Origin of the sequence: Rhizobium sp. JAB6 (genome assembly GCF_003024605.1) — a bacterium.
In the GTDB taxonomy this organism is placed as follows: domain Bacteria; phylum Pseudomonadota; class Alphaproteobacteria; order Rhizobiales; family Rhizobiaceae; genus Rhizobium.
Genome location: NZ_PYJQ01000009.1, coordinates 1,165,957 through 1,186,910 on the forward strand (window position 1 = coordinate 1,165,957; position 20,954 = coordinate 1,186,910).

Annotated in this window: 17 protein-coding genes; 4 read left to right on the forward strand and 13 right to left on the reverse strand. The window is 60.9% G+C overall.

Features of this window, described 5'->3' with window-relative positions:
- Positions 1-23: 23 nt before the first annotated feature.
- Positions 24-266: a hypothetical protein gene (locus C7U61_RS19680; protein ID WP_245410806.1), complete on the forward strand. Its 243-nt coding sequence runs from the start codon at positions 24-26 to the stop codon at positions 264-266.
- 98 nt (positions 267-364) lie between these two features.
- Positions 365-1,306, forward strand: coding sequence for a rhodanese-related sulfurtransferase (locus tag C7U61_RS15720; protein WP_106999129.1), 942 nt, complete (start codon positions 365-367; stop codon positions 1,304-1,306).
- A 45-nt stretch (positions 1,307-1,351) separates the two neighbouring features.
- Here the strand turns inward: C7U61_RS15720 and C7U61_RS15725 are convergent, their stop codons facing one another.
- The 3 genes from C7U61_RS15725 to C7U61_RS15735 all read right to left on the reverse strand — a co-directional run bounded on the left by C7U61_RS15725 (position 1,352) and on the right by C7U61_RS15735 (position 5,658).
- On the reverse strand, positions 1,352-3,562 hold the full coding sequence (locus C7U61_RS15725; protein WP_106998942.1) for an EAL domain-containing protein: 2,211 nt from the start codon (positions 3,560-3,562) through the stop codon (positions 1,352-1,354).
- Between the two features lie 109 nt (positions 3,563-3,671).
- A complete protein-coding gene (locus C7U61_RS15730; RefSeq protein WP_106998943.1) occupies positions 3,672-4,220 on the reverse strand; it encodes an NADPH-dependent FMN reductase in 549 nt (182 codons plus the stop codon).
- A 70-nt stretch (positions 4,221-4,290) separates the two neighbouring features.
- Positions 4,291-5,658: a GH1 family beta-glucosidase gene (locus C7U61_RS15735; RefSeq protein ID WP_106998944.1), complete on the reverse strand. Its 1,368-nt coding sequence runs from the start codon at positions 5,656-5,658 to the stop codon at positions 4,291-4,293.
- A 259-nt stretch (positions 5,659-5,917) separates the two neighbouring features.
- Between C7U61_RS15735 and C7U61_RS15740 the strand changes: the two genes are divergently transcribed.
- Positions 5,918-6,322, forward strand: coding sequence for a DoxX family protein (locus C7U61_RS15740; protein ID WP_106998945.1), 405 nt, complete (start codon positions 5,918-5,920; stop codon positions 6,320-6,322).
- A gap of 50 nt (positions 6,323-6,372) precedes the next feature.
- On the opposite strand, the gene C7U61_RS15745 is transcribed toward C7U61_RS15740, so the two are convergent.
- From C7U61_RS15745 to C7U61_RS15765, 5 genes are all read right to left on the reverse strand, one after another.
- Positions 6,373-7,560, reverse strand: coding sequence for a Gfo/Idh/MocA family oxidoreductase (locus C7U61_RS15745; RefSeq protein WP_106998946.1), 1,188 nt, complete (start codon positions 7,558-7,560; stop codon positions 6,373-6,375).
- Between the two features lie 190 nt (positions 7,561-7,750).
- Positions 7,751-8,806 (reverse strand): sugar phosphate isomerase/epimerase, encoded by a 1,056-nt coding sequence (locus tag C7U61_RS15750; RefSeq protein ID WP_106998947.1) that lies wholly within the window; start codon positions 8,804-8,806, stop codon positions 7,751-7,753.
- 269 nt (positions 8,807-9,075) lie between these two features.
- A complete protein-coding gene (locus tag C7U61_RS15755; protein WP_106998948.1) occupies positions 9,076-10,023 on the reverse strand; it encodes a substrate-binding domain-containing protein in 948 nt (315 codons plus the stop codon).
- A 68-nt stretch (positions 10,024-10,091) separates the two neighbouring features.
- Positions 10,092-11,102 (reverse strand): ABC transporter permease, encoded by a 1,011-nt coding sequence (locus C7U61_RS15760; protein ID WP_106998949.1) that lies wholly within the window; start codon positions 11,100-11,102, stop codon positions 10,092-10,094.
- 61 nt (positions 11,103-11,163) lie between these two features.
- The gene (locus C7U61_RS15765; RefSeq protein ID WP_106998950.1) at positions 11,164-12,687 is read right to left on the reverse strand and encodes a sugar ABC transporter ATP-binding protein; all 1,524 of its coding nucleotides are present in this window, start codon (positions 12,685-12,687) and stop codon (positions 11,164-11,166) included.
- Between the two features lie 167 nt (positions 12,688-12,854).
- On the opposite strand from C7U61_RS15765, the gene C7U61_RS15770 reads away from it, so the two are divergent.
- Positions 12,855-13,880 carry a LacI family DNA-binding transcriptional regulator gene (locus C7U61_RS15770; RefSeq protein WP_106998951.1) on the forward strand — a complete coding sequence of 342 codons (1,026 nt, stop codon included), beginning with the start codon at positions 12,855-12,857 and terminating at the stop codon, positions 13,878-13,880.
- A 40-nt stretch (positions 13,881-13,920) separates the two neighbouring features.
- Here the strand turns inward: C7U61_RS15770 and xylA are convergent, their stop codons facing one another.
- The 5 genes from xylA to C7U61_RS15795 form a co-directional block, all read right to left on the reverse strand.
- Positions 13,921-15,231, reverse strand: coding sequence for a xylose isomerase (gene xylA, locus C7U61_RS15775; RefSeq protein ID WP_106998952.1), 1,311 nt, complete (start codon positions 15,229-15,231; stop codon positions 13,921-13,923).
- Between the two features lie 179 nt (positions 15,232-15,410).
- Positions 15,411-16,859, reverse strand: coding sequence for a xylulokinase (gene xylB, locus C7U61_RS15780; protein ID WP_106998953.1), 1,449 nt, complete (start codon positions 16,857-16,859; stop codon positions 15,411-15,413).
- A 37-nt stretch (positions 16,860-16,896) separates the two neighbouring features.
- Positions 16,897-17,922, reverse strand: coding sequence for a LacI family DNA-binding transcriptional regulator (locus tag C7U61_RS15785; protein ID WP_106998954.1), 1,026 nt, complete (start codon positions 17,920-17,922; stop codon positions 16,897-16,899).
- A 144-nt stretch (positions 17,923-18,066) separates the two neighbouring features.
- Complete coding sequence (locus tag C7U61_RS15790) at positions 18,067-19,671, reverse strand: DHA2 family efflux MFS transporter permease subunit (protein WP_106998955.1); 1,605 nt, start codon at positions 19,669-19,671, stop codon at positions 18,067-18,069.
- A 28-nt stretch (positions 19,672-19,699) separates the two neighbouring features.
- Positions 19,700-20,920, reverse strand: a complete 1,221-nt coding sequence (locus C7U61_RS15795; protein ID WP_106999130.1) for an HlyD family secretion protein — start codon at positions 20,918-20,920, stop codon at positions 19,700-19,702.
- Positions 20,921-20,954: the final 34 nt, after the last annotated feature.

Genomic DNA, 20,954 nt, shown 5'->3' on the forward strand with positions numbered 1-20,954 from the left:
CCGCGCATCAACTTAGCAAGGCGATGGCCGCATTGACCGACAGGCCACAAGGCCTGCATGAAGCAGTTCGCGCCGCCCGCAAGGGTATCAAGCGCCTATGGGCGCTCTACCGGTTGATAGCTCCCGTCGCCACATGCGCAGAGGCGCGCGAGGCGTTGAAGGAGATAGCCTTCGACTGCGGCCGGCGCGACACGGCCCGTCTTTTTCAGAAAAGCTGGCGCAAGAACGTCCGCCTCATCCTTGAGCCCGTCGAAGGACGAGGATAGCCCGTTGCCCGATATCCGAGGGTGGAGACTGCCCGGGCGCATAGTTTCGAAATGCGAATCCGATTGCCTGAAGGCCTACAAAATTGTATTTCCCCGGCATGACCGACATGCTTTCAGATCCACGGCGCGACACGACCGGCGCATTCCTCGTTGCCGCGCTCTATCATTTCGTTTCCTTGCCGCGCTTCGAGAGCCTGCGGGAGCCTCTGCTTGCGCTCTGCGAGGAAAATGGTGTGAAGGGCACGCTGCTGCTCGCGCATGAGGGGATCAACGGCACGATCGCGGGCACGGATGCCGCCATCGGCAAGGTACTCACCTTCCTGCGCGCCCAGCCGGAATTTGCCGGCCTGGAGCACAAGGAAAGCCGCGCGTCGAAAATGCCGTTCGTGCGCATGAAGGTGAAGCTCAAGAAGGAGATCGTCACCATGGGTGTCGAGGATATCGATCCGACCAAGGTCGTCGGCACCTACGTCGCGCCCAAGGATTGGAACACATTGATTTCGGATCCGGACACCATCGTCATCGATACCCGCAACGACTACGAGACCGCCATCGGCATCTTCAAGGGCGCGGTCGATCCGAAGACCAAGACCTTCCGCGAATTTCCCGAATGGGTGCGCGAGAATATGGGGCTGCACAACAAGCCGAAGATCGCCATGTACTGCACCGGCGGCATCCGCTGCGAGAAGGCGACCGCCTTCATGAAGCAGCAGGGCTTCGACGAGGTCTATCATCTCAAGGGCGGCATTCTGAAATACCTAGAGGAAGTGCCGCCGGAAGAGAGCCTGTGGGAAGGCGCCTGCTTCGTCTTCGACGAGCGTGTCTCCGTCGAGCATGGGCTGAAGGAGGGCAATCACAAGCTCTGCCACGCCTGTCGCAATCCCATTACATCAGAGGAAGTGACCTCACCCTTTTACGAGGTCGGCGTCTCCTGCAGCCATTGCTATCATGAGCGCAGCGAGGAGGATCGCGAGCGTTATCGCGAAAGGCAGCGGCAGATCGCCCTCGCTCGCAAGCGCGGCCACGAACATATCGGCTGAAATCATCTCCGGAAAAACCGCGCAAGCAGCTTTCCGTCACGAACCTCAGGCTGCGGCGTGTTCCGCATCCACCGCCGCGGCGATCTGCACCGCGAGCCGTTTGCTGATCTCGGCGTCCGGCATCGGCTTGCCGTAGAAATAGCCCTGCAGCTCGTCACAGCCGAAGCCCTCCAGCGCCCTTCCCTGCTCATCGGTTTCTATGCCTTCCGCCGTAACGGGAATGTCGAGTGATCGGGCCAGTGCCACGGTCGCCTTCACCATCTCGCGGGCGCGGTTGTCCTCCAGCACGTTCATCGTCAGCGATCGATCGATCTTGATACGGTCGAAACCGAACTGGCGCAGGTAGCCGATGGAGGAGAAGCCGGAGCCGAAATCGTCGAGCGCCACCTTGACGCCGAGCCTCTTCAGCCGCTCGATCGACTGACGGGTACGCTCCGGATTTTGAATGATATAGCCTTCGGTGATTTCCAGCGTCACACGCTCAGCTTCGATTTCGGTACTGTGGAGCACGCTGCGGACATAATCGGCGAAGGCGGGATTGCGGAACTGCCCCGGCGAAACGTTGACGGCAACGCGCAGATCCGGCCAGTGCCGTGCCGCCTCGCAGGCCCTGCGCAGGACGAGCAGGCCCAATGCCTCGATCAGGCCGCTGGTTTCGGCGATGGGAATGAACACCTCCGGCGAAATCGGCCCGTGACCGGGGCGATTCCACCGCACAAGGGCCTCGACGCCGATCATCTCGCAGCTCGATGCATCCACCAGCGGCTGGTAGGCAAGCGTCAGCTCCTCCAACTCAATGGCACGGCGCAGATCGAGTTCCAGCGCATTGCGTTCCTCGCGATGCGCATCCATGGCCGTTTCGTAGCAGGTCATCCGGGCGCGGCCGGCTTCCTTGGCCTTGTACATGGCAAGATCGGCGCGGCGCACCAGCTCTTCGCGATCGATGCGGCCCTCGGGCGAGCTTGCGATGCCGATACTGGCACCGACGACGACCACCCGGCGGCCGATTTCCAGCGGTTCGGCAAGGAAATCCAGGATCTGCTCGGCCAGGTGCAAAGCCGGGGCGTCATTAAGCTCCTTGGTCGGGAAGGCGATGGCGAACTCATCGCCTCCAAGACGGGCAAGGGCAGCCTGCGGCGGCACGAGTACCTTGAGCCCGGCGGCTACCGCGCGGATGAGCTGATCGCCGGTGCCATGGCCATAAGCATCGTTGATTTCCTTGAAGCCGTCGAGATCGAGATAGAGAAGCAGGACATTGGTGCCATCGGAGCGCGCCCGCTCGACGAGGCGGTCCACATCGAGCCGCAATCCCTCGCGATTGAGGAGGCCGCTCAGCCGGTCTCGAAGAGAAACCTGACGCGCCTGGACCTCTTCCGCCCGCAGCCGGCGTCCCGCCATCGATCCCAGGATCAAAAGCACGATGAAGAACAGACCCACGAGACCGAGCGCTCCGAGAACCAGCGGGCGGACCTGCTGATAGCTCATGTCTCCCGGCTGGCGGGAGGTCCAGACCAGCCGGCCAAGAGGCTTGCCGAGAGGATCGACAATGGAGACGGCATAGCGGGCGACGGTTTCCGGCGGCACCAGCGTCAAGCCGCTTATGACATAGGTATTGGAGAGCATCTTGATCCGGCCGGCATCGAGATAACGGACCAGGATCAGATAACGCCGCTGACCTTCGGGCACTGGGATGCGGCCGGATCTTTCGCGGATCGTCGCGGCAGCGGCCGCCGCAATACCATCCCTTGTCATGATATAGCCCGAAGCTTCCGGCACCCCGGTGACGCGCGTCGCACGCGCCTGATCGACGAGGGCCCAGACAGCGCTGCCAAGGACGTCCTCGATGTTCCCGGTCAATGGCTCGCCGTCATGATAAGCGACGATCGGCTTGTTGTTATCGTCAACGATAACTGCAGTATCGAACAGCGCGCCGTTGGAGGAAATGTCGCCATAATTGCCGGCGATCCAGCCTCGATCGTCCGTTCCATAAACGCTTCGCGCCGCATCGTTGCGGGCGGAATGGTCGTGCAGCGTCGCTTCCAGCTGCCCCTGAAAAGTCTTCAGTGCACCGACGGTCGTTTCCCAGGAGCGCTCGTCATCCAGCTTGTTGGAGTAATCGGCAACCCGGCCGATCGCGGTCAGAACCATCAAGGTCACGACGGCAACGATCAGTGCGAAACAAACCAAAACGGCCGTCACGATGGAATGACGACCGATCTGTGCATTTTCGCGCGATGACCTGAAAACTGCTCCCAACACCTTTTCTCCTTGGGGAGAAGTCTGCCGTCAGGTCTTCAACAAACGGTTAAGGCGAGTTGGAGATTCCTACAGGAAAGAGTTGTATATTTGCCGAAGCCGAAAGAATTCAGGCCTTGGTAGCAATCGCTCCCGCGAAACGGCTGAGACTTGCGGAGAAAAGGCCGCTTTCGCGCGCCTCCAGCAACATCGCCGCCTGCGCCTCATCGCTCTTGCCGCCAACCGGCAGACGCAAGAAAGCGTCTTCAACGATATGCAATGACATCGTCTGCAGGACATCGGCGAGCTGCGCCAATACGAGATCGCCGCGATGCGACGCGTGAGCAAACATCAGCGGCTTGAACGGCACCTCGTCGCGCGACACCAGCCAGTCCAGCGCGTTCTTGAAGCCGCCGGGTATGCCATGGGCATATTCCGGACAAGCGACGATCAAACCTTCTGCCTTGCGGATCTCGGCTGCAAATCTCTCGACGATAGCTGGTGTTCGCTCACCCTCATTATCCGGATTGAAGATCGGCAGATCGCCGATCAGATCGCATATCGTAATGGTGACGCCGTCCGGGCAGGCGAGCTGCAATGCCTCCAGCAGCCTGCGGCTGGACGAAGCCCGCCGTTGGCTGCCGCAAAGCGCATAAAGGGAAATCGGCCGCTGGGTCATGCGCGATGTCTATCAGGCCACGCTGATTCGAGCGATAGGACGCTCCCCTGAAGGGAAGAAGCAGAACCTATCAAACCGCTTTGTGATTGCCCTTTGGGAACTGCGAGGCAAGCTCCCGATACCATTTGCCGCTCTTCTTGATCGTGCGCACCTGGGTCTCGTAATCGACATGCACGAGGCCGAAACGCATGCGGTAACCCTCAGCCCATTCGAAATTGTCCATCAGGCTCCAGGCGAAATAGCCGCGCATCGGATAGCCGTCCTTGATGAGATCCGCGACCACGCCGAGATGCTCGATATAGTAGTCGAGACGTGGCTGGTCGTCGATCTCGCCATTGACGACGCCCATGTTGTAGCAGGCACCATTTTCGGTGATGTAGCACTCCGGCAGCTCGTAGCGCCTGTTGAGATCCTCGACGACGTGCTTTAGGCCGGGCGAATAAACTTCCCAGCCGATATCCGTCCTTACGTCGCTGACCGGCGGCGCTTCCTTCGTCCAGGGAAAATCGCCGTTCTTCGACGCGTCGTCGGAAACGCGCATCGGCATGTAGTAGTTCAGACCCCACCAATCGAGCTTCTGGTTGATAGTCTTCAGATCGCCATCCTCGATGGCGGGCATCCGGTCGCCGAGCGCCTCGACGAATTCCTTCGGATATTCGCCCTTGAAGATCGGATCGAAGAAGGCGCCATTGTGGAACTGATGCGCGCGTTCGACGGCGGCCAGATCCTCGGGGCTGCCCGGCAGGATCGAAGCGGCATTGAGCACGATACCGACAGGCACCTTCGGCGCGACGGAGCGGATTGCCTCGACACCGAGACCATGCGCAAGGTTCATGTAGTGCATGGCGTAGAGCGCCGCCTGCATGTTGCGCTCCCCCGGCGCATGAATGCCGTAAAGATGGCTCAGCCAGACGATGCACCAGGGCTCGTTGAAGGTGGCGACGGAATCCAGGCGATCACCGAGGCGAGCCATGACCGTCTTGGCATAGCGCTGGAAGGCATGCGCCGTCGAGCGCGCCGTCCAGCCGCCGTCGCCGGCAAGCGCCAACGGCAAATCCCAGTGGTAGAGGGTCGCAAAGGTCTTGATCCCCCGCGCCTTGCAGCCATCGACCAGACGGTCGTAGAAATCAAGGCCGGCTTCGTTCACAGGGCCGGTGCCTTCCGGGATGATGCGCGGCCAGGCGATCGAGAAGCGATAAGCTTCGACGCCCATGTCCTTGATCAGATCGAGATCCTGTTCCAGCCTGTTGTAGTGATCGCAGGCGACATCGCCATTGTTGCGCTGATAGACGCGCCCGGGCATGTTGGCGAAGGCATCCCATATGGACGGCTTGCGGCCATCGGCCTTGGTGGCGCCTTCGATCTGGAATGCGGCGGTGGCGACACCGAATGTGAAATCGCCGGGGAAGCGATCGGCAAGAAGCTTCGGATCGATCATGATGAAAATCCCGTCTGTTAGGGCTTCGTTGGCTGCGGTTTAACCAAGCGGCATGACAAAGTACAGTGCCGGCGCAGGAAAACTGTAACGTTGCAGGCACCGTAAACCAAAGGGCGGCTAAGGGGCACCTCGGAGGATTTCGCCGGCAACAGCAACATTCTTTGCACGGCTAGATAACAGCAATGTCAACGGCCGTGACTTGTCTTTCGGCCTCCGATCAATTGAGGGTACCCTCAAACTTGATAACGAAAGGACACAAATGCTCCCTGCGATTCACGCCCTTCATCCTCATCTGCTGAGCTTGCTGCGCATCGTCGCCTCGCTCGTGCTCTTCAGCTATGGAACGCAGAAAGTGCTGCATTTCCCAGCGGCCGAAAATGTGCCCGCCGTCGGATCGCTGCCCTGGATCGCCGGCCTACTCGAACTCACTCTCGGCTTCCTCGTCCTGATCGGCTTCAAGACGCGCATCGCCGCCTTCGTGCTGTCAGGCCTGACGGCTTTTGCCTATTTCCTGCGCCATGCGCCGCAGAGCTTCTATCCTGCGCAGAACGGCGGCACGGCTGCCATCCTCTTCTGCTTCATCTTCCTGTTTCTCGCCAGCGCCGGCGGCGGCCCGCTGAGCATCGACGCTCTGACAAAACGCGGCCGGCAAGCCGCGGCCTGAACAAGCTGGTTTGAGGCGGGCGGTTCGTCCGCCTCGAACCTCACCAAGGATTAGAGCTTAACCCAGGCGCCGTTGCGCTTGGATGAGGCAACGCACGCCTCGACAAAAGCCACACCCTTCACACCGTCATCGACAGTCGGATAGATCACGGCAGGATCGACGGCGACACCCTTCTTGCGGGCATTGATGGCCCGCGCAGCCTCGGTATAGATCGTGGCAAACGCTTCGAGGTAACCTTCCGGATGGCCCGACGGAATGCGCGAGACGCGCGCCGCTGCGGCACCGGAGCCAGCACCGTTGCGGGTGATCAGCCGCTTCTGATCGCCGAACGGCGTGTACCAGAGATAGTTCGGATCCGCCTGCGTCCACTCGATGCCGCCCTTTGTACCGTAGACGCGGAGCTTTAGGCCATTCTCATGGCCGGGCGCCACCTGGCTGCACCAGAGCATGCCCTTGGCCGGCTTTTCCTTGCCTTTCGCCTTGAAGCGCAGCAGCACATGGCCGTTATCGTCGAGACGGCGGCCTTCGACGAAGCTGTCGAGATCGGCGGCAAGGCTGTCGAGTTCCAGACCGGTGACGAAGGAAGCGAGATTATATGCGTGCGTGCCGATATCGCCCGTGGAGCCGCCGGCGCCGGACTGGGCCGGATCGGTACGCCATGCCGCCTGCTTCTGACCGGACTGCTCGATATTTTCCGTCAGCCAGTCCTGCGGATATTCCACCTGCACGATACGGATATCGCCGAGCTCGCCATTCTCGACCATCTCGCGCGCCTGGCGAACCATCGGATAGCCGGTATAATTATGCGTGAGGATGAAGAGCGCGCCGCTCTCGTCGGCCACCTTCTTCAGCTTCTTGGCGTCGGCGAGATTGGAGGTCAGCGGCTTGTCGCAGATGACATGGATGCCGCGGCGCAGGAATTCCTTGGCTGCGTCATAGTGGACATGGTTCGGCGTGACGATCGAAACCGCTTCGATGCCATTCTTCAGCTTGGCTTCGCGGATCGCCATGTCGCGGTAGCTGGAATAGGTGCGCGAGGGATCGAGACCGAGATCGCGGCCTGACGCCACGGCCTTTTCCGGCGAGGACGAGAGCGCGCCGGCGACAAGATCGAACTGATCGTCAATACGTGCCGCAATGCGATGCACCGCACCGATAAATGCGCCGGCGCCGCCGCCCACCATGCCAAGCCGAATGCGCGGCTCCCGCGTCTGTTCCGATGATCCTTCGATTGCCATTTTGTCCTCCTGGGAAATTTGAATTGAACCTCCCTTCTCCCCAGCGGGGAGAAGGTGGCCCGAAGGGTCGGATGAGGGGGGACTCAGCGGACACTGCCTTTCGCTTGCCGCTCAAGGCACTCGTCGCGACGCTCCTCGTCCCCCTCATCTGTCCTTCGGACATCTTCTCCCCGGTGGGGAGAAGAGGAAATTACGACAGGCCCAACATTCTCTTATTGGCCGCCTGGTCCGTGCCGCTGCCGGCAAAATCGTCGAAGGCCTTTTCCGTGACGCGGATGATGTGCGCCTTGACGAACTCGGCGCCCTCGCGGGCGCCATCTTCGGGATGCTTCAGCGCGCATTCCCATTCGACCACGGCCCAGCCGTCGAAGTTATTGGCGGTCATCTTCGAGAAGACGGCCCCGAAATCGACCTGGCCATCGCCGAGCGAACGGAAGCGGCCAGCACGCTCGACCCAGCCCTGATAGCCACCATAGACGCCCTGGCGCCCGGTCGGATTGAACTCCGCATCCTTGACGTGGAACATCTTGATGCGGTCCTTGTAGATGTCGATGTTCTCGAGATAGTCGAGGCACTGCAGGACGTAGTGCGAGGGATCGTAGAGCATGTTGGCGCGCGGATGGTTCTTCACGCGCTCCAGGAACATCTCGAAGGTGATGCCATCATGCAGGTCTTCGCCCGGATGGATTTCGTAGCAGACATCGACGCCGTTTTCGTCGGCATGGTTGAGGATCGGCGTCCAGCGACGGGCAAGCTCTTCGAAGGCGGTTTCGACGAGGCCGGCCGGGCGCTGAGGCCAGGGATAGATGAAGGGCCAGGCAAGCGCGCCGGAGAAGGTCGCATGCGCCTTGATGCCGAGATGCTTCGACGCCGTCAGTGCCATCTTCACCTGCTCGACGGCCCATTCCTGGCGCGCCTTCGGATTCCCGCGCACTTCCGGCGCGGCAAAACCGTCGAAGGCTTCATCATAAGCGGGATGAACCGCGACGAGCTGGCCCTGCAGGTGGGTCGAAAGCTCGGTGACCTCGACGCCATTGGCGCGGGCGACACCGGCGAATTCATCGCAATAATCCTTGGAGGAGGCCGCCTTCTTCAGGTCGATGAGCTGACTCGCCCAAGTCGGAACCTGCACGCCGATATAGCCGGCATCGGCTGCCCATTTCGTGATCGAATCCCACGAGTTGAACGGCGCCGCATCGCCGGCGAACTGGCCCAGAAACAGGCCTGGTCCCTTGATCGTCTTCATCAGTAATTCCTCCCTAATTGCGTCCTGTAAACGTTTCCGATGCCTTTCGGACCCATATTCGAGACGGCTGAGGTGCCGTAGCCTCCAAAAAACTATAGGGTCGTCAGGATGAAAGTCGAATGCCCCGTGACCTAATCACGGCACGCCGCAGACGGCAAGAGGTACGTGCCGCAAAATTTCCTTCCTGCCGCCAACGAGTCTGACGGAACATCGAAAAAAGCGCCCGCCGAAAACTGGCGGGCGCCTTTGAAGATCAACCGAAGAACCGATCAGAACGGTGAATCGGCGAAGTAGAAGTCCTTGGCATTTTCCTTGGTGACGAGCGTCGCATCGAGGATATAGTTGCCGCGAACCGGTACCTGATCGTAGAAATTTGCGGCCGTCAGCTCCATGGCGGTACCGACCATTGCCGGCGGATAGAGCACGTCGACGGGGATCAGCTTGTCGCCGTCCATGACCTTCTTGATCATGTCCTTCGAGCCGGCGCCGGCGACGATATATTTGATATCGGTCCGCTTGGCCTGCTCGATTGCCTGCAGAACGCCGACCGCCATGTCGTCATCCTGGCACCAGACGACATCGATCTTCGGGAACTTGGTCAGGTAGTCCTGCATGACCTTGAAGGCGTCGTCACGGTTCCAGTTGCCATACTGGCGGTCGAGAACCTTGACGTTCGAGCCGGCAATGCCCTTGTCGAAACCGTCCTGGCGCTGCTGGTCGATCGGGATCGGCAGGCCGCGGATGACGACGACCTGTGCGTCCGGCGTGTTCTTCTTGATGTATTCGCCCGCGACCTGGCCAAGCGCCGGATTGTTGCCGGCGACATAGAGGTCACGGACGGAATTGTCGTTGTTGCTCGGCGCGCGGTCGACGAGGGCTACGAACTTGCCCTTGTCCTTGACTTCCTTGATGGCGTTGACGAGCGGATCCGGATCCGACGGCAGGATCACGAGGGCGTCGATGCCCTGTGTCTCGAGGTCCTGTACGGCGTTTGCCTGGCTGGCGGCATCAGGTGAGGTCTTGACGATGACGTTCAGTCCCGGATGCTCGGCCATCAGGAGCTTGGCGACGCGCTCGGCATGGAATACCACGCCCGAGGTCCAGCCATGGTCGGCGGCCGGAATGGAAACGCCGATGGTTACCTTCTTGTCGGCGGCATGTACCGTGCCGGCCAGAGCCGCCATCACGACAGCCAAACCTATGAGTCTTTTTCGCATGTTTCTTCCTCCCAGATAGAGACAGGGCCTTACCATGACGACCGGGCGCCCCCTGACCCGGTTATTCGCTATTTGCGGGCAAGCGAACGCTGAACCAGCATGGCGATGATGATGATCGCACCCTGGATGGCGCTCAGCAGATACTCGCTGATGAAATTGGAAAGCAGCATGATGTTGCCGACAAGCTCCAGGATGAAGGCGCCACAGATCGTGCCCCATACCCTGCCCGCTCCGCCTTTCAGCGCCGTGCCGCCGACAACGACTGCCGTGATCGCCTGAAGCTCCCAGAGAATACCCGTCTGAGCCGATGTGGACCCAAGCCGCGGCACATAGAGAAGTACGGCTATGGCGACGCAAAATCCCTGGATGATGAAGGCGATGGTTCGCACGCGGTTGACCGCCACGCCCGAGTAGCGTGCAACATCCCTATTGGAGCCGACGGCGATGACGTGCCGCCCGTAACGGGTGCGATAGAGGATGAAGGCGGCGACGCAGGTAATGACAAGGATGACCACGATCGGAACCGGAACGCCGAACACGGAACCGTAATAGGCTGGCTTGTAGAGCGCCTGCACATCCGGCGAACGCAGGGTGATCGCCCCTCCCTGCGACAGCCAGGTGGTCAGGCCGCGGTAGACGCCCATCGTGCCCAAGGTCGCGATGAAAGGCTCGATCTTGCCCACGGTCGTGATCAGGCCATTGGCGAGGCCGCACAGAACGCCCGCAACGATCGAAAACAATATCGCCGCCGCCAGCATCAGCATGGGATCGGCAATGACGCCCGAATTCATCAGGAGGATCATCAGGCTGGCAACGAAGGCGACCATGGCGCCGACGGACAGATCGAGATCGCCCGCCGAAATGACGAAAGTGGCACCGACGGCGATGATGGCGATGAAGGCGCACCTCGTCGCGACATTCGTAAGATTGGTAATGCCGATGAAGTTCGGATTGACCAGCGCGCCCACGATCAGAAGCAGCACCAGGGCTGCAAACGGCGCCACGGCCCTCAGATCGACATCCCGCCAGGAGCGCCCTCGCCGACCGGCCTTGCCGCTGCTGTCTTCACCCACGCTCATAACCAAAACCAACCTCCCGTCCCATGATTGCTGGGAATTCGCCCTGTTTTCCGCCGCCCTTTCAGGCGGCCGTCTTTTTCTTCAGGCCCGCCGCATAACGCATGATTTCCTGCTCGGTGATTTCCTCGCCTTCGAGCACGCCGACGATCCGGCCCTCCCGCATCACGGCAACCCGCGTGCAAAGCCCGATGACCTCGGGCATTTCCGAAGAGATCACGATGATCGAATGGCCGTCGCGCGCCAATGCCGAAATGAAATGATAGATCTGCTGCTTCGTACCCACATCGATGCCCCGCGTCGGCTCGTCGATGATGATGATCCGCGGCTCGGTCTCCATGATCTTCGCCAGAAGCAGCTTCTGCTGGTTGCCGCCGGACATGCGTCCCGCAACGATGTTTCCGTCACGCACGCGTATATCGAAACGGCGGCGCGCCCGTGCTAGCGCATCGGCTTCGCTTGAGGCGCTCAGATAGCCGAACTTGCCGTGCCGGTCGAGCGACTGCAGGGTCAGATTGACGACCATGCCTGAATTCAGCAGCAGTCCTTTGGACTTCCGGTCCTTGGTCATATAGGCAAGTCCGGCATCGATGGCCGCATGCACATCATGCGGCGGCACCGTCTGGCCGTTGGCGACGACCTCGCCGGAGACGCGCGAACGCAGGCCGACAATCGCTTCCATCAGCTCAGTCCGTCCGGAACCGATCATGCCGGAAAAGCCCAGTATCTCGCCTTTTCGCAGCTCGAAGCTCGCATCGTGGACGTAGCCCGTCGAGACCGAGGTAACGCTGAGCACCACCTTCTCATCGACATCGGGTTCGTTCTTGGCCGGGTAAAGACTGGAGAGCTCGCGCCCGACCATCAGCTGGGCGATCGATTCGCCATCGAGCAGCGATGTCGGCGATGTCTTCACCCATTGGCCGTCGCGCAAGACCGTAACGCGATCGGTCAGTTCCATGACCTCATCGAGCTTGTGGGAGACGAAGACGAAGCTCGTTCCCTGATCGCGCAGCTTGCGCACCTGCTTGAACAGAAAATTGGTTTCCTCGCGCGACAGGACGGCGGTAGGCTCGTCCATGAAGACGATGCGCGCATCGCGGCTGATCGCCTTGGCGATCTCCACCATCTGCTTGTCGGCGATGGAAAGCGAGCTGATCATGGCATTCTCGTCGACATGCGAACCGAGGAGATCGAGCACACGCCGCGTCTCCGCCCGCATATGCTTGCGATCCAGCACGCCGAAATGCGTGACTTCCCGCCCGAGAAACAGGCTCTCGGTGACGGTCAGATGTTCCGCAAGATTGAATTCCTGATGGATGATGACGATACCGAGCGCCTCGGCCGCACCGTTCGGCGGCAGCTTCACGGGCTTGCCGTCGAGGAGGATTTCGCCTGATGTCGGCTGCTCGAAACCGGAGAGAACCTTGACCAACGTCGACTTGCCGGCGCCGTTTTCGCCCATGAGCGCATGGATTTCGCCAGCCCGAAGATCGAAGTTGACGCTGAACAGCACCTGCACGCCGTTGAAGGACTTGGATATCCCTCTCGCAGACAGCACGACCGCACCGTCGACGGCTTCCGAACTCATTGAATCCTCCCTGCGGTCCCACCCGCTTTCCATGCTATGTAAACCTTTACATACATCGTGTAAAGGTTTACATCATGGGATATCCTACAAAATTTCGCGGTTACCTTTGACCTCCACGTAAGTCTGTGTAGTCTCCAGCCCGAGACGAGATCCCAAGGCAGAGCGCAGTGTCGAATTCCACGCCCGCAACTATCGAAGACGTCGCCCGAATTGCCAATGTTTCGATAGCAACGGTTTCGCGGGCCATCCATACACCGGAGAAAGTCGCCAATTCGACGCGGCTGAAAGTCAACCAGGCTATCGCCGTCACCGGGTATACCACCAATGCCATGGCGCGCAGCCTGAGACTCGGCCGCTCCAACATGATTCTGGTCGTGGCGCCCGATATCGGCGATCCCAATTTCTCGAATATCCTGATCGGTCTGGAGAACGAGGCGCGTTCGCACGGCTATGGCATCTTGATCGGACACACGCAGAACGACGCGCAGCGCGGTCTGGAATATCTGAAGTTCCTGAATTCAAACCAGGCGGCCGGGCTGATCCTCTTCACCGGGATCCTGCCTTTCGGCCATCAGACCATGACGGCGCGGCTGCCGCCGAGCGTCGGCGTCTTCGAACCGGTCTTCAACGGCGGCATTCCCTATGTCGGCGTCGACGATATCGCCGGCGCCCGCAAGGCCGTGGATCTGCTGATTGCCGAGGGCCATCGCAAGATCGCCTTCATCGGCGATTCCCGCACCCGCCTCGCCTATAGCCGGCGGCGCATGGGCTACGAGGCCGGGCTGGATGCCGCCGGAATCGGACAGGACCTGCGCATCGTGCTGGAAGGCGACGGCACCATCGAGAGCGGGCGGCTCTCCGTCGAGCAGCTGTTCATGCGCGATACGCTGCCGACGGCCTTCATGTGCGTCAACGACCAGACGGCGATCGGTGTGATGATTGGCCTGAAAGCACGCGGCTACGACATCCCGGAAGATTTCTCGGTGACGGGCTTCGACGACGTGCCGCAGGCCGTCTTCATGACGCCGTCGCTGACGACGATTCGGCAGCCGCGCACTGCGATCGGCAAGCATGCCATGGCGCTGCTGTTGGAACTGCTTTCGGATGGCGAGCCGCCCGAGACTGAGATCCTGTTGCGGCCGGATCTCGTGGTGCGAAACTCGGTTTCAGCTCCGGCACGCCTCCGGCGATAGTCTTGGGAGGCGGTGAACCACCGCCTCCCAAAGCTGTCAATCAAACGTAACGATTGACGATGTTTTCCAGGAGCTCCTGCTTGCCGGACTTCGGCTGCGGATTGACGTCCTTGCTCTCGACCCACTGGGCGATCTGGTTGAGCGAGTATTCCCCGCGCAGCAGCTTCTGACCCTCGGCCGAATCCCAGCCGGCGTAACGGTCGGCGAGGGGCTTGGAGAGTGCCTTGTCCTCGATCATCTTGGCAGCAGCCTTCAGGCCGCGGGCGCAGCAATCCATGCCGCCGATATGGCCGATGAGCAGATCTTCCGGATCGAGCGACTGACGGCGCAGCTTGGCGTCGAAGTTCGTGCCGCCGGTCTTGAAGCCGCCGCCTGCCAGAACCTGGTAATAGGCGAGCGTCATTTCCGGAACGTTGTTCGGGAACTGGTCGGTATCCCAGCCGGACTGATAGTCGTTGCGGTTCATGTCGATCGAGCCGAAGATGCCGAGCGCATTGGCAAGCGCCAATTCGTGCTCGAAGGAATGACCGGCGAGGATCGCATGGCCTTGCTCGATGTTGACCTTCACTTCCTTTTCCAGACCGTATTTCTGCAGGAAGCCGTAGACCGTGGCGACATCGTAATCATACTGATGCTTGGTCGGCTCCTGCGGCTTCGGCTCGATCAGGATCGTGCCCTTGAAGCCGATCTTGTGCTTGTACTCGACGACTAGGTTGAGGAAGCGGCCCATCTGGTCCATTTCCCGCTTCAGGTCGGTGTTGAGCAGCGTCTCGTAACCCTCGCGGCCGCCCCAGAGCACGTAGTTTTCGCCGCCGAGCTTGTGGGTGGCGTCCAGGCAGGTCTTCACGGTCGCGGCCGAGAAGGCGAAAACATCCGGATCAGGGTTCGTGGCAGCGCCCGACATGAAGCGGCGGTTGGAGAAGAGGTTTGCCGTGCCCCAGAGCAGCTTCACGCCGGTATCGGCCTGCTTCTTGGCGAAATAGTCGACGATCTCGTTGAGGTTCTTCGTGTTCTCGGCAAAATTCTTGCCTTCCGGACGCACGTCGGCATCGTGGAAACAATAGTAGGGAGCGCCGAGAAGGGTAAAGAATTCGAAAGCGACGTCAGCCTTCAGCTTGGCGGCTTCCATCGTCTCGTTGAACCAGGGGCGAAGGAAGGTCTGACCGCCGAAGGGATCGCCGCCCGGCCAGGTGAAGGTGTGCCAGTAGGCGACGGCAAAACGCAGATGATCTTCCATGCGCTTGCCGGCGACGACTTCGTCCTTGTTGTAATAGCGGAAGGCCAGCGGATTGGTGCTATCCGGGCCTTCGTATTTTACCTTGCTGATGTCACCAAAAAATCCGGTGCTCATGTCTCATCTCCTTGGGTTTGGTGTTTCGGTAGTGTTTTGCCACTTGTGACGCCCCCTCATCCGACCCTTCGGGCCACCTTCTCCCCGACGGGGAGAAGGTATGGGTGACCGCCTTACTCCATCGTCCCCTCTCCCCTCGGGGAGAGGGCTAGGGTGAGGGGGTTGACCTCAAATTGTGCTCACAACGGCTTGATCGCCGGGTAAACCGCCCGGTACCGCTTGTAAGCATCCGAATAAGCATCCGTCAGCGACGCAACCGGATCGATCGTGCCGGCGGTCTGCGGCGGGGTGCAGACCGAGACCGGGTCGGCGCCGGTCGCTGCGATCAGGCCGAGACGCGCAGCACCGAAAGCAGCACCGAAATCGCCGTCCGCGGGCAGGTCGACGGGTACGCCGAGCGCGGTGGCGATCGAGGCCAGCCAGTAGCGCGAGCGCGAGCCGCCGCCGATAGCCGTCACGCGCGCAATATCCGTGCCTGCCGAGCGCAGCGCTTCCAGATTGTCGCGGATCGCAAAGGAAACACCTTCGAGCACGGCCTGCGTCAGCACCGCGCGGCCGCTTTCGTGGCCCAGACCGATGAAGGCGCCGCGGATCGTCGCATCATTGTGCGGCGTGCGCTCGCCTGAGAGATAGGGAAGAAAGGTGACGCTGGTCGGCGCCTTCAGCGTCTCGCCGAGCTCGGCGGTGAGTTCCGCGGCGGATTTGCTGGTCACATGCGAGTGCCAGTTCAGTGCATCGGTTGCCGAGAGGATGACGCCCATCTGGTGCCAGGTGTTGGGCAGCGCGTGGCAGAAGGCGTGAACGGCGCTTTCCGGCTTCGGGAGATAGAAGCCGTTGGCCGCAAAGAGCACGCCCGACGTTCCGAGCGAAACGAACGCCGCACCATGGCTCACCGTACCCATGCCGCACGCCGAAGCCGCATTGTCCCCTGCCCCGCCGGCAACGACGACATCGCCGCCGATACCCCATTTCGAGGCTAGTTCGCCGCGCAGTTTGCCGGCCACTTCCGTGCCTTCGACCAGCGTCGGCATCTGCTTCTCGTCAAGATTGGTCGCGGCCAGCAGCTCGGAAGACCATTTGCGTTTGCCGGTATCGAGCCAGGACGTGCCTGCCGAGTCGGACATTTCCGACATGTGCTCGCCCGTCAGCCACAGGCGCAAATAGTCCTTCGGCAGGAGCACCCAGCGCACTCTGGCGAAAATCTCCGGCTCGTGCTTGGCAACCCATGCCAGTTTCGGCGCGGTGAAGCCGGGAAAGACGATATTGCCGGTCAGTGCGCGGAAGCGCGGATCGGCGTCGAGCGCCGCAGCCTCATGATAGCTGCGGGTGTCGTTCCAGAGAATGCAGGGGCGCAGCACCTTGTCATCGGTATCGAGCAGCGTCGCGCCATGCATCTGGCCGGAAAGACCAATGCCGCGCACGGCCGCGAGTTCCTTCGGATGCACAGCCTTCAATCCGGCCACTGCTTCTTCGGTCGCGCGGATCCAGTGGGCAGGCTCCTGCTCCGACCAGCCGGGATGCGGGCGCGAGACATCGAGCCCGCCATTGGCGGAGCCGATGATCTTCTGATTGCCGTCGATCAGCATCGCTTTGACGCCGGACGTTCCGAGATCGAGACCCAAATACATCAGATAGTACTCCCTATGCTCTGCCGCGTGCGAATGTTCAGGGCAGATTATCCTTCAAGAAAATGTCGAGACGTATGCGCTCCTGGTCGGCAATGACGGCTTGACCGTCGGCAGTCGCCTTCATGACGCGGATGGCGCTGCGAACCTCATGGCCGGCATCTTGATTGAGGACTGCGTCGATCGTGCCGTCCAGCAGTGCCGCCCGCGTATGCTGCGTCAGCTCGTGCACGACGACGGTCAACTCACGCTCGGGCCGTACGGCTTTCAGAGCCGCGATCAGACCACGGTTGCCGGCACCGAGACTGTAGATGCCGATGATACCCTTGCTTTCGGAGAGCGCTTTGGAAACGAGCGATTGGGTCCGCTCGGGATCGTCACGTCCTTCCAAAACGGGTAGCAGCCGCAGCTTGGGAAACTCCTCGGCCATCACGGCGGAAAAGCCCTGCAGGCGCTCGCGATGGTCGCGGACCAGCATGGAGCCGGCGAGAACGGTGAGATCGCCTTCACGCCCGCCCAGAAAGCGCCCCAGCAACCGGGCAGCGGTGCGGCCAGCGGCAATATTGTCGATACCCGCATAGTGATGGCGGGCGGAGCCGGTAAGATCCGAGACTAGGGTGACGACGGGAATACGCTCCGACACGAGACGGTCGACGGCGGCCCGCACTTCCGGCGCGTCGGTTGCCACGAGAGCGATGCCGGCGATGTCCTGTCCATGCAAGGCGTCCAGTGCCGCAACGAGCGCGGGGATATCAAAAGGGGGCACTTCGATGATGCGGATATCCGTGCGTTCGATGCTGGCGCGCAACATCGCCTGATTCACTTCGAAGCGAAGCCCGTGCATGAAGGAATTGTCGCCGGTCGGCACGATGAACACGAGAGGATAGACACGGCCCTTGGCCAGATTGGCGGCAGCGACATCGCGGATATAGCCGATTTGCCGGATAGCGGCTTCCACCTTTTCCCGCGTTACCAGCCGCACGCCCGGCCGCTGGTTCAGGACCCGGTCGACAGTGGCGAGGCTGACGCCCGCAGCGGCAGCGATGTCATGCACGGTTGGTCTCATCGTTCCTCCTGCGCAATCCTTACTGCCATTTTTGATGTACGTAAATCAAAAAATTCGCACCAATGAATTTTCCAATCCGAGCGCAAAAAAGAGGCCCCTCGCGAGGAGGGGCCAATGCCTTGGGAGCAAATTATGAGAGCTGGATCAATGGCCACCGCCACCGCCGCCGCCCGCAGCGTTCGGCTTGCTGAGCATCAGAACGCCCAGGATCATGGCGAGGAACAGCAGGGTCAGCATCAGGAAGATATCCCCGAAGGACATGACGACCGCCTGCCGCGTTGCCATGTTGACCATTTGCTTCAAGGCAGCCTGCTCGCCATCCAGGCCGGCCGCATTGAAGCTGGCGGCCATGTTATTCAATTGGGTAACGGCGGCATGGCTGCCCCAATGAACATGGTCGCGCAGGTTGAAATAATGCTGGTCCTGCCTGTTCGTCAAAAGTGTGTTGATGATTGCGAGCCCGACGGCACCGCCGAGATTACGCGTCAGGTTGAACAGGCCGGATGCGCCACGCATGCGGGCGGGCGGCATCGTTCCAAGCGCGATATTGTTGATCGGCACCATGCACAGCATCAGGCCGAAACCGCGCAGGATCTGCGGGATCATCAACTCCCAGAAATCCCAGTCCACCGTCAGATGCATCATGATGTAGGTACCGGCCGAGAAGCTGGTGAAGCCGATGATCATTAGGATGCGCAGATCGACCCTACTTGCCAGGAAGCCGGCAAGCGGCGCCGTGAAGAACATGGCGAGACCGGAAACGAACATCGTCTCACCGATCTGCAGCGAGTCGTAGCCGCGGATACGGGCCAGGAAAAGCGGATAGATATAGGTCAAACCATAGAGGCCGATACCCATCACGAAGGAGAACATCGAACCGAACGCGAAGTTCTTGTTCGTGAAGGCTCTTAGATCGACAACGGGGAACTCGACCGCAAAGGCACGGTAGAAGAAGATGACCGCGCCGATCGCCGAAGCTATAGCACCCGCGACAATGAAATTGTCGTTGAACCAGTCATTGGTGTTGCCCTCTTCGAGAACATATTCCAGCGCGCCCAGGAAAACGCCCATGGAAAAGAGGCCCCACCAGTCGAATTTCTTCATCAGCGACAGTTCTGGCTTGTCGAAGTCGATGAAGTTCCAGGTGACGATGGTGACGACAATGCCCGGGGGGATGTTAACCAGGAACAGCCAGTGCCAGGAAAAGGCATTGGAAAGATATCCGCCAACGGTCGGACCGATGGTCGGCGCGAGCGTTGCGATGAGGCCGATGATGGGCGAAACGACATTGCGCTTGGACGGCGGGAAGATCGTGAATGCTGCCGCGAAGACAGAGGGGATCATGCCGCCGCCGATGAAGCCCTGCAGGGCACGGTAGATGATCATCTGGTCGATATTCGTCGCGGTAGCGGCAAGCGCGCTGGACGCGGTGAAGCCGGCAGCCGAGATCGCGAACAGGTAGCGCGTCGAGATGATGCGCGCCAGCGTTCCCGATAGCGGGATCATGATCACTTCGGCGATCAGATAGGCCGTCTGCACCCAGGGGATCTCATCCGATCCCGCGCTGAGACCCGCCTGGATTTCGCTGAGCGAGGCGGAGACGATCTGAATATCGAGGATCGACATGAACATGCCGAGCACCATCGCCAGAAAGGCGATGAGCTTTTTCGGGTCGATATGATCCGCCGTGGGCGCGGCGGGGCCGGCCGCGCGTGGGGGCGACCCGGCTGTAGTGCTGGCGGACGACATGGCGCGTCTCTCTCCCGAGCTTGAGCGCTTACTTGTCCGGTGCCGTGCGGGTATCGACGTCGACGACGACGCTGAGGCCTGCGCGCAGACGGCCGGTGTTAAGCGCATCCTGCGGCAATGCGATGCGGACAGGCACCCGCTGGATGATCTTGGTGAAGTTACCCGTCGCATTTTCCGGCGGCAGCAGCGAGAAGACCGAGCCGGAAGCCGGCGAGATCGATTCGACGGTGCCGACGATCGGATGATCGCTGAAAGCATCGACGTGGACATTGACCTTGGAACCGGGAACCAGATGCTGGATCTGCGTTTCCTTGAAGTTCGCGTCGATATAGAGCTGCTTGGTCGGTACGATCGCCATCAGCTTCTGGCCGGGAGAGACGAGATCGCCTTCCTGGACCGAGCGATTGCCGACGATGCCGTCATAGGGCGCCTTCAGCACGGTGAAGGACAGATCGCGGGCGGCCTTGTCACGAGCGGCTTCCAGCCCCTTGATCGTGCTCTCGGCCTGGCGGCGCTGGGCCTGCAGCAGGTTGATGTTGGCCTGTGCGGATGCGATGGCGGCGTCGCCGCCGACCAGATTGGCCTTGGCCTGATCAAGCGCGATATTGGCGCTATCCAAAGCGGCCGTGGTGCCGACCGACTTCGATTGCAGTTCGGCAGCGCGCGTCTGGGTGATCTGGGCGCCGCGAACCGTGGCTTCCAGGGCAACTTTCTGCGCCTGCGACTGGGCAAGGGCCGCCTGGCCGGCAGCGATCTGTGCATCGATGGTATGGAGCGAGAGCTGTTCGGTATCGAGCGAGGCCTGAGCCTGGCCGAGCGCCAGCTTGTAGTCGCCGTCGTCGAGCGTTGCGAGCACGTCGCCGGCCTTGACCTGCTGGTTGGCCACGACATTCACCTTGGCGACATAGCCCGTCACCTTCGGCGAGATCGTGGCGATGTCGCCGCCGATATAGGCATCGTCGGTGGAGACCATGAAGCGGCCGTTTGTCCACCAGTCATAGCCATACCAGCCGCCGCCTGCGAGAACGGCGACGATGATGATCGGAAAAACCAGGCTGCGCCGCTTCTTCTCCGGCGGCGGTGGGGCCGCTGCGGCCGGAGCAGCGGGCGCAGCCTGGGCGGGAGCAGGATTGCCGCGCGTCTCGGCAACAGGAGCATCGGCAGATACCCCCGGGTCCCGAGCTTCCGCTTCGGCATCAGCGGGATCGTTCACGATGCGCGCTACATTGTTTCCATGACTTGACGACATTTCCCTACCACCGAAAATCTGGCAAATAAATCGA

Bases quoted from the DNA above. Each gene is read 5' to 3' on its own strand.
- C7U61_RS19680 (WP_245410806.1), top strand. From the start codon at position 24: ATGGCCGCATTGACCGACAGGCCACAAGGCCTGCATGAAGCAGTTCGC.
- C7U61_RS15720 (WP_106999129.1), top strand. From the start codon at position 365: ATGACCGACATGCTTTCAGATCCACGGCGCGACACGACCGGCGCATTC.
- C7U61_RS15730 (WP_106998943.1), bottom strand. From the start codon at position 4,220: ATGACCCAGCGGCCGATTTCCCTTTATGCGCTTTGCGGCAGCCAACGG.
- C7U61_RS15735 (WP_106998944.1), bottom strand. From the start codon at position 5,658: ATGATCGATCCGAAGCTTCTTGCCGATCGCTTCCCCGGCGATTTCACA.
- C7U61_RS15740 (WP_106998945.1), top strand. From the start codon at position 5,918: ATGCTCCCTGCGATTCACGCCCTTCATCCTCATCTGCTGAGCTTGCTG.
- C7U61_RS15745 (WP_106998946.1), bottom strand. From the start codon at position 7,560: ATGGCAATCGAAGGATCATCGGAACAGACGCGGGAGCCGCGCATTCGG.
- C7U61_RS15750 (WP_106998947.1), bottom strand. From the start codon at position 8,806: ATGAAGACGATCAAGGGACCAGGCCTGTTTCTGGGCCAGTTCGCCGGC.
- C7U61_RS15755 (WP_106998948.1), bottom strand. From the start codon at position 10,023: ATGCGAAAAAGACTCATAGGTTTGGCTGTCGTGATGGCGGCTCTGGCC.
- C7U61_RS15760 (WP_106998949.1), bottom strand. From the start codon at position 11,102: ATGAGCGTGGGTGAAGACAGCAGCGGCAAGGCCGGTCGGCGAGGGCGC.
- C7U61_RS15765 (WP_106998950.1), bottom strand. From the start codon at position 12,687: ATGAGTTCGGAAGCCGTCGACGGTGCGGTCGTGCTGTCTGCGAGAGGG.
- xylA (WP_106998952.1), bottom strand. From the start codon at position 15,231: ATGAGCACCGGATTTTTTGGTGACATCAGCAAGGTAAAATACGAAGGC.
- xylB (WP_106998953.1), bottom strand. From the start codon at position 16,859: ATGTATTTGGGTCTCGATCTCGGAACGTCCGGCGTCAAAGCGATGCTG.
- C7U61_RS15785 (WP_106998954.1), bottom strand. From the start codon at position 17,922: ATGAGACCAACCGTGCATGACATCGCTGCCGCTGCGGGCGTCAGCCTC.
- C7U61_RS15790 (WP_106998955.1), bottom strand. From the start codon at position 19,671: ATGTCGTCCGCCAGCACTACAGCCGGGTCGCCCCCACGCGCGGCCGGC.
- C7U61_RS15795 (WP_106999130.1), bottom strand. From the start codon at position 20,920: ATGTCGTCAAGTCATGGAAACAATGTAGCGCGCATCGTGAACGATCCC.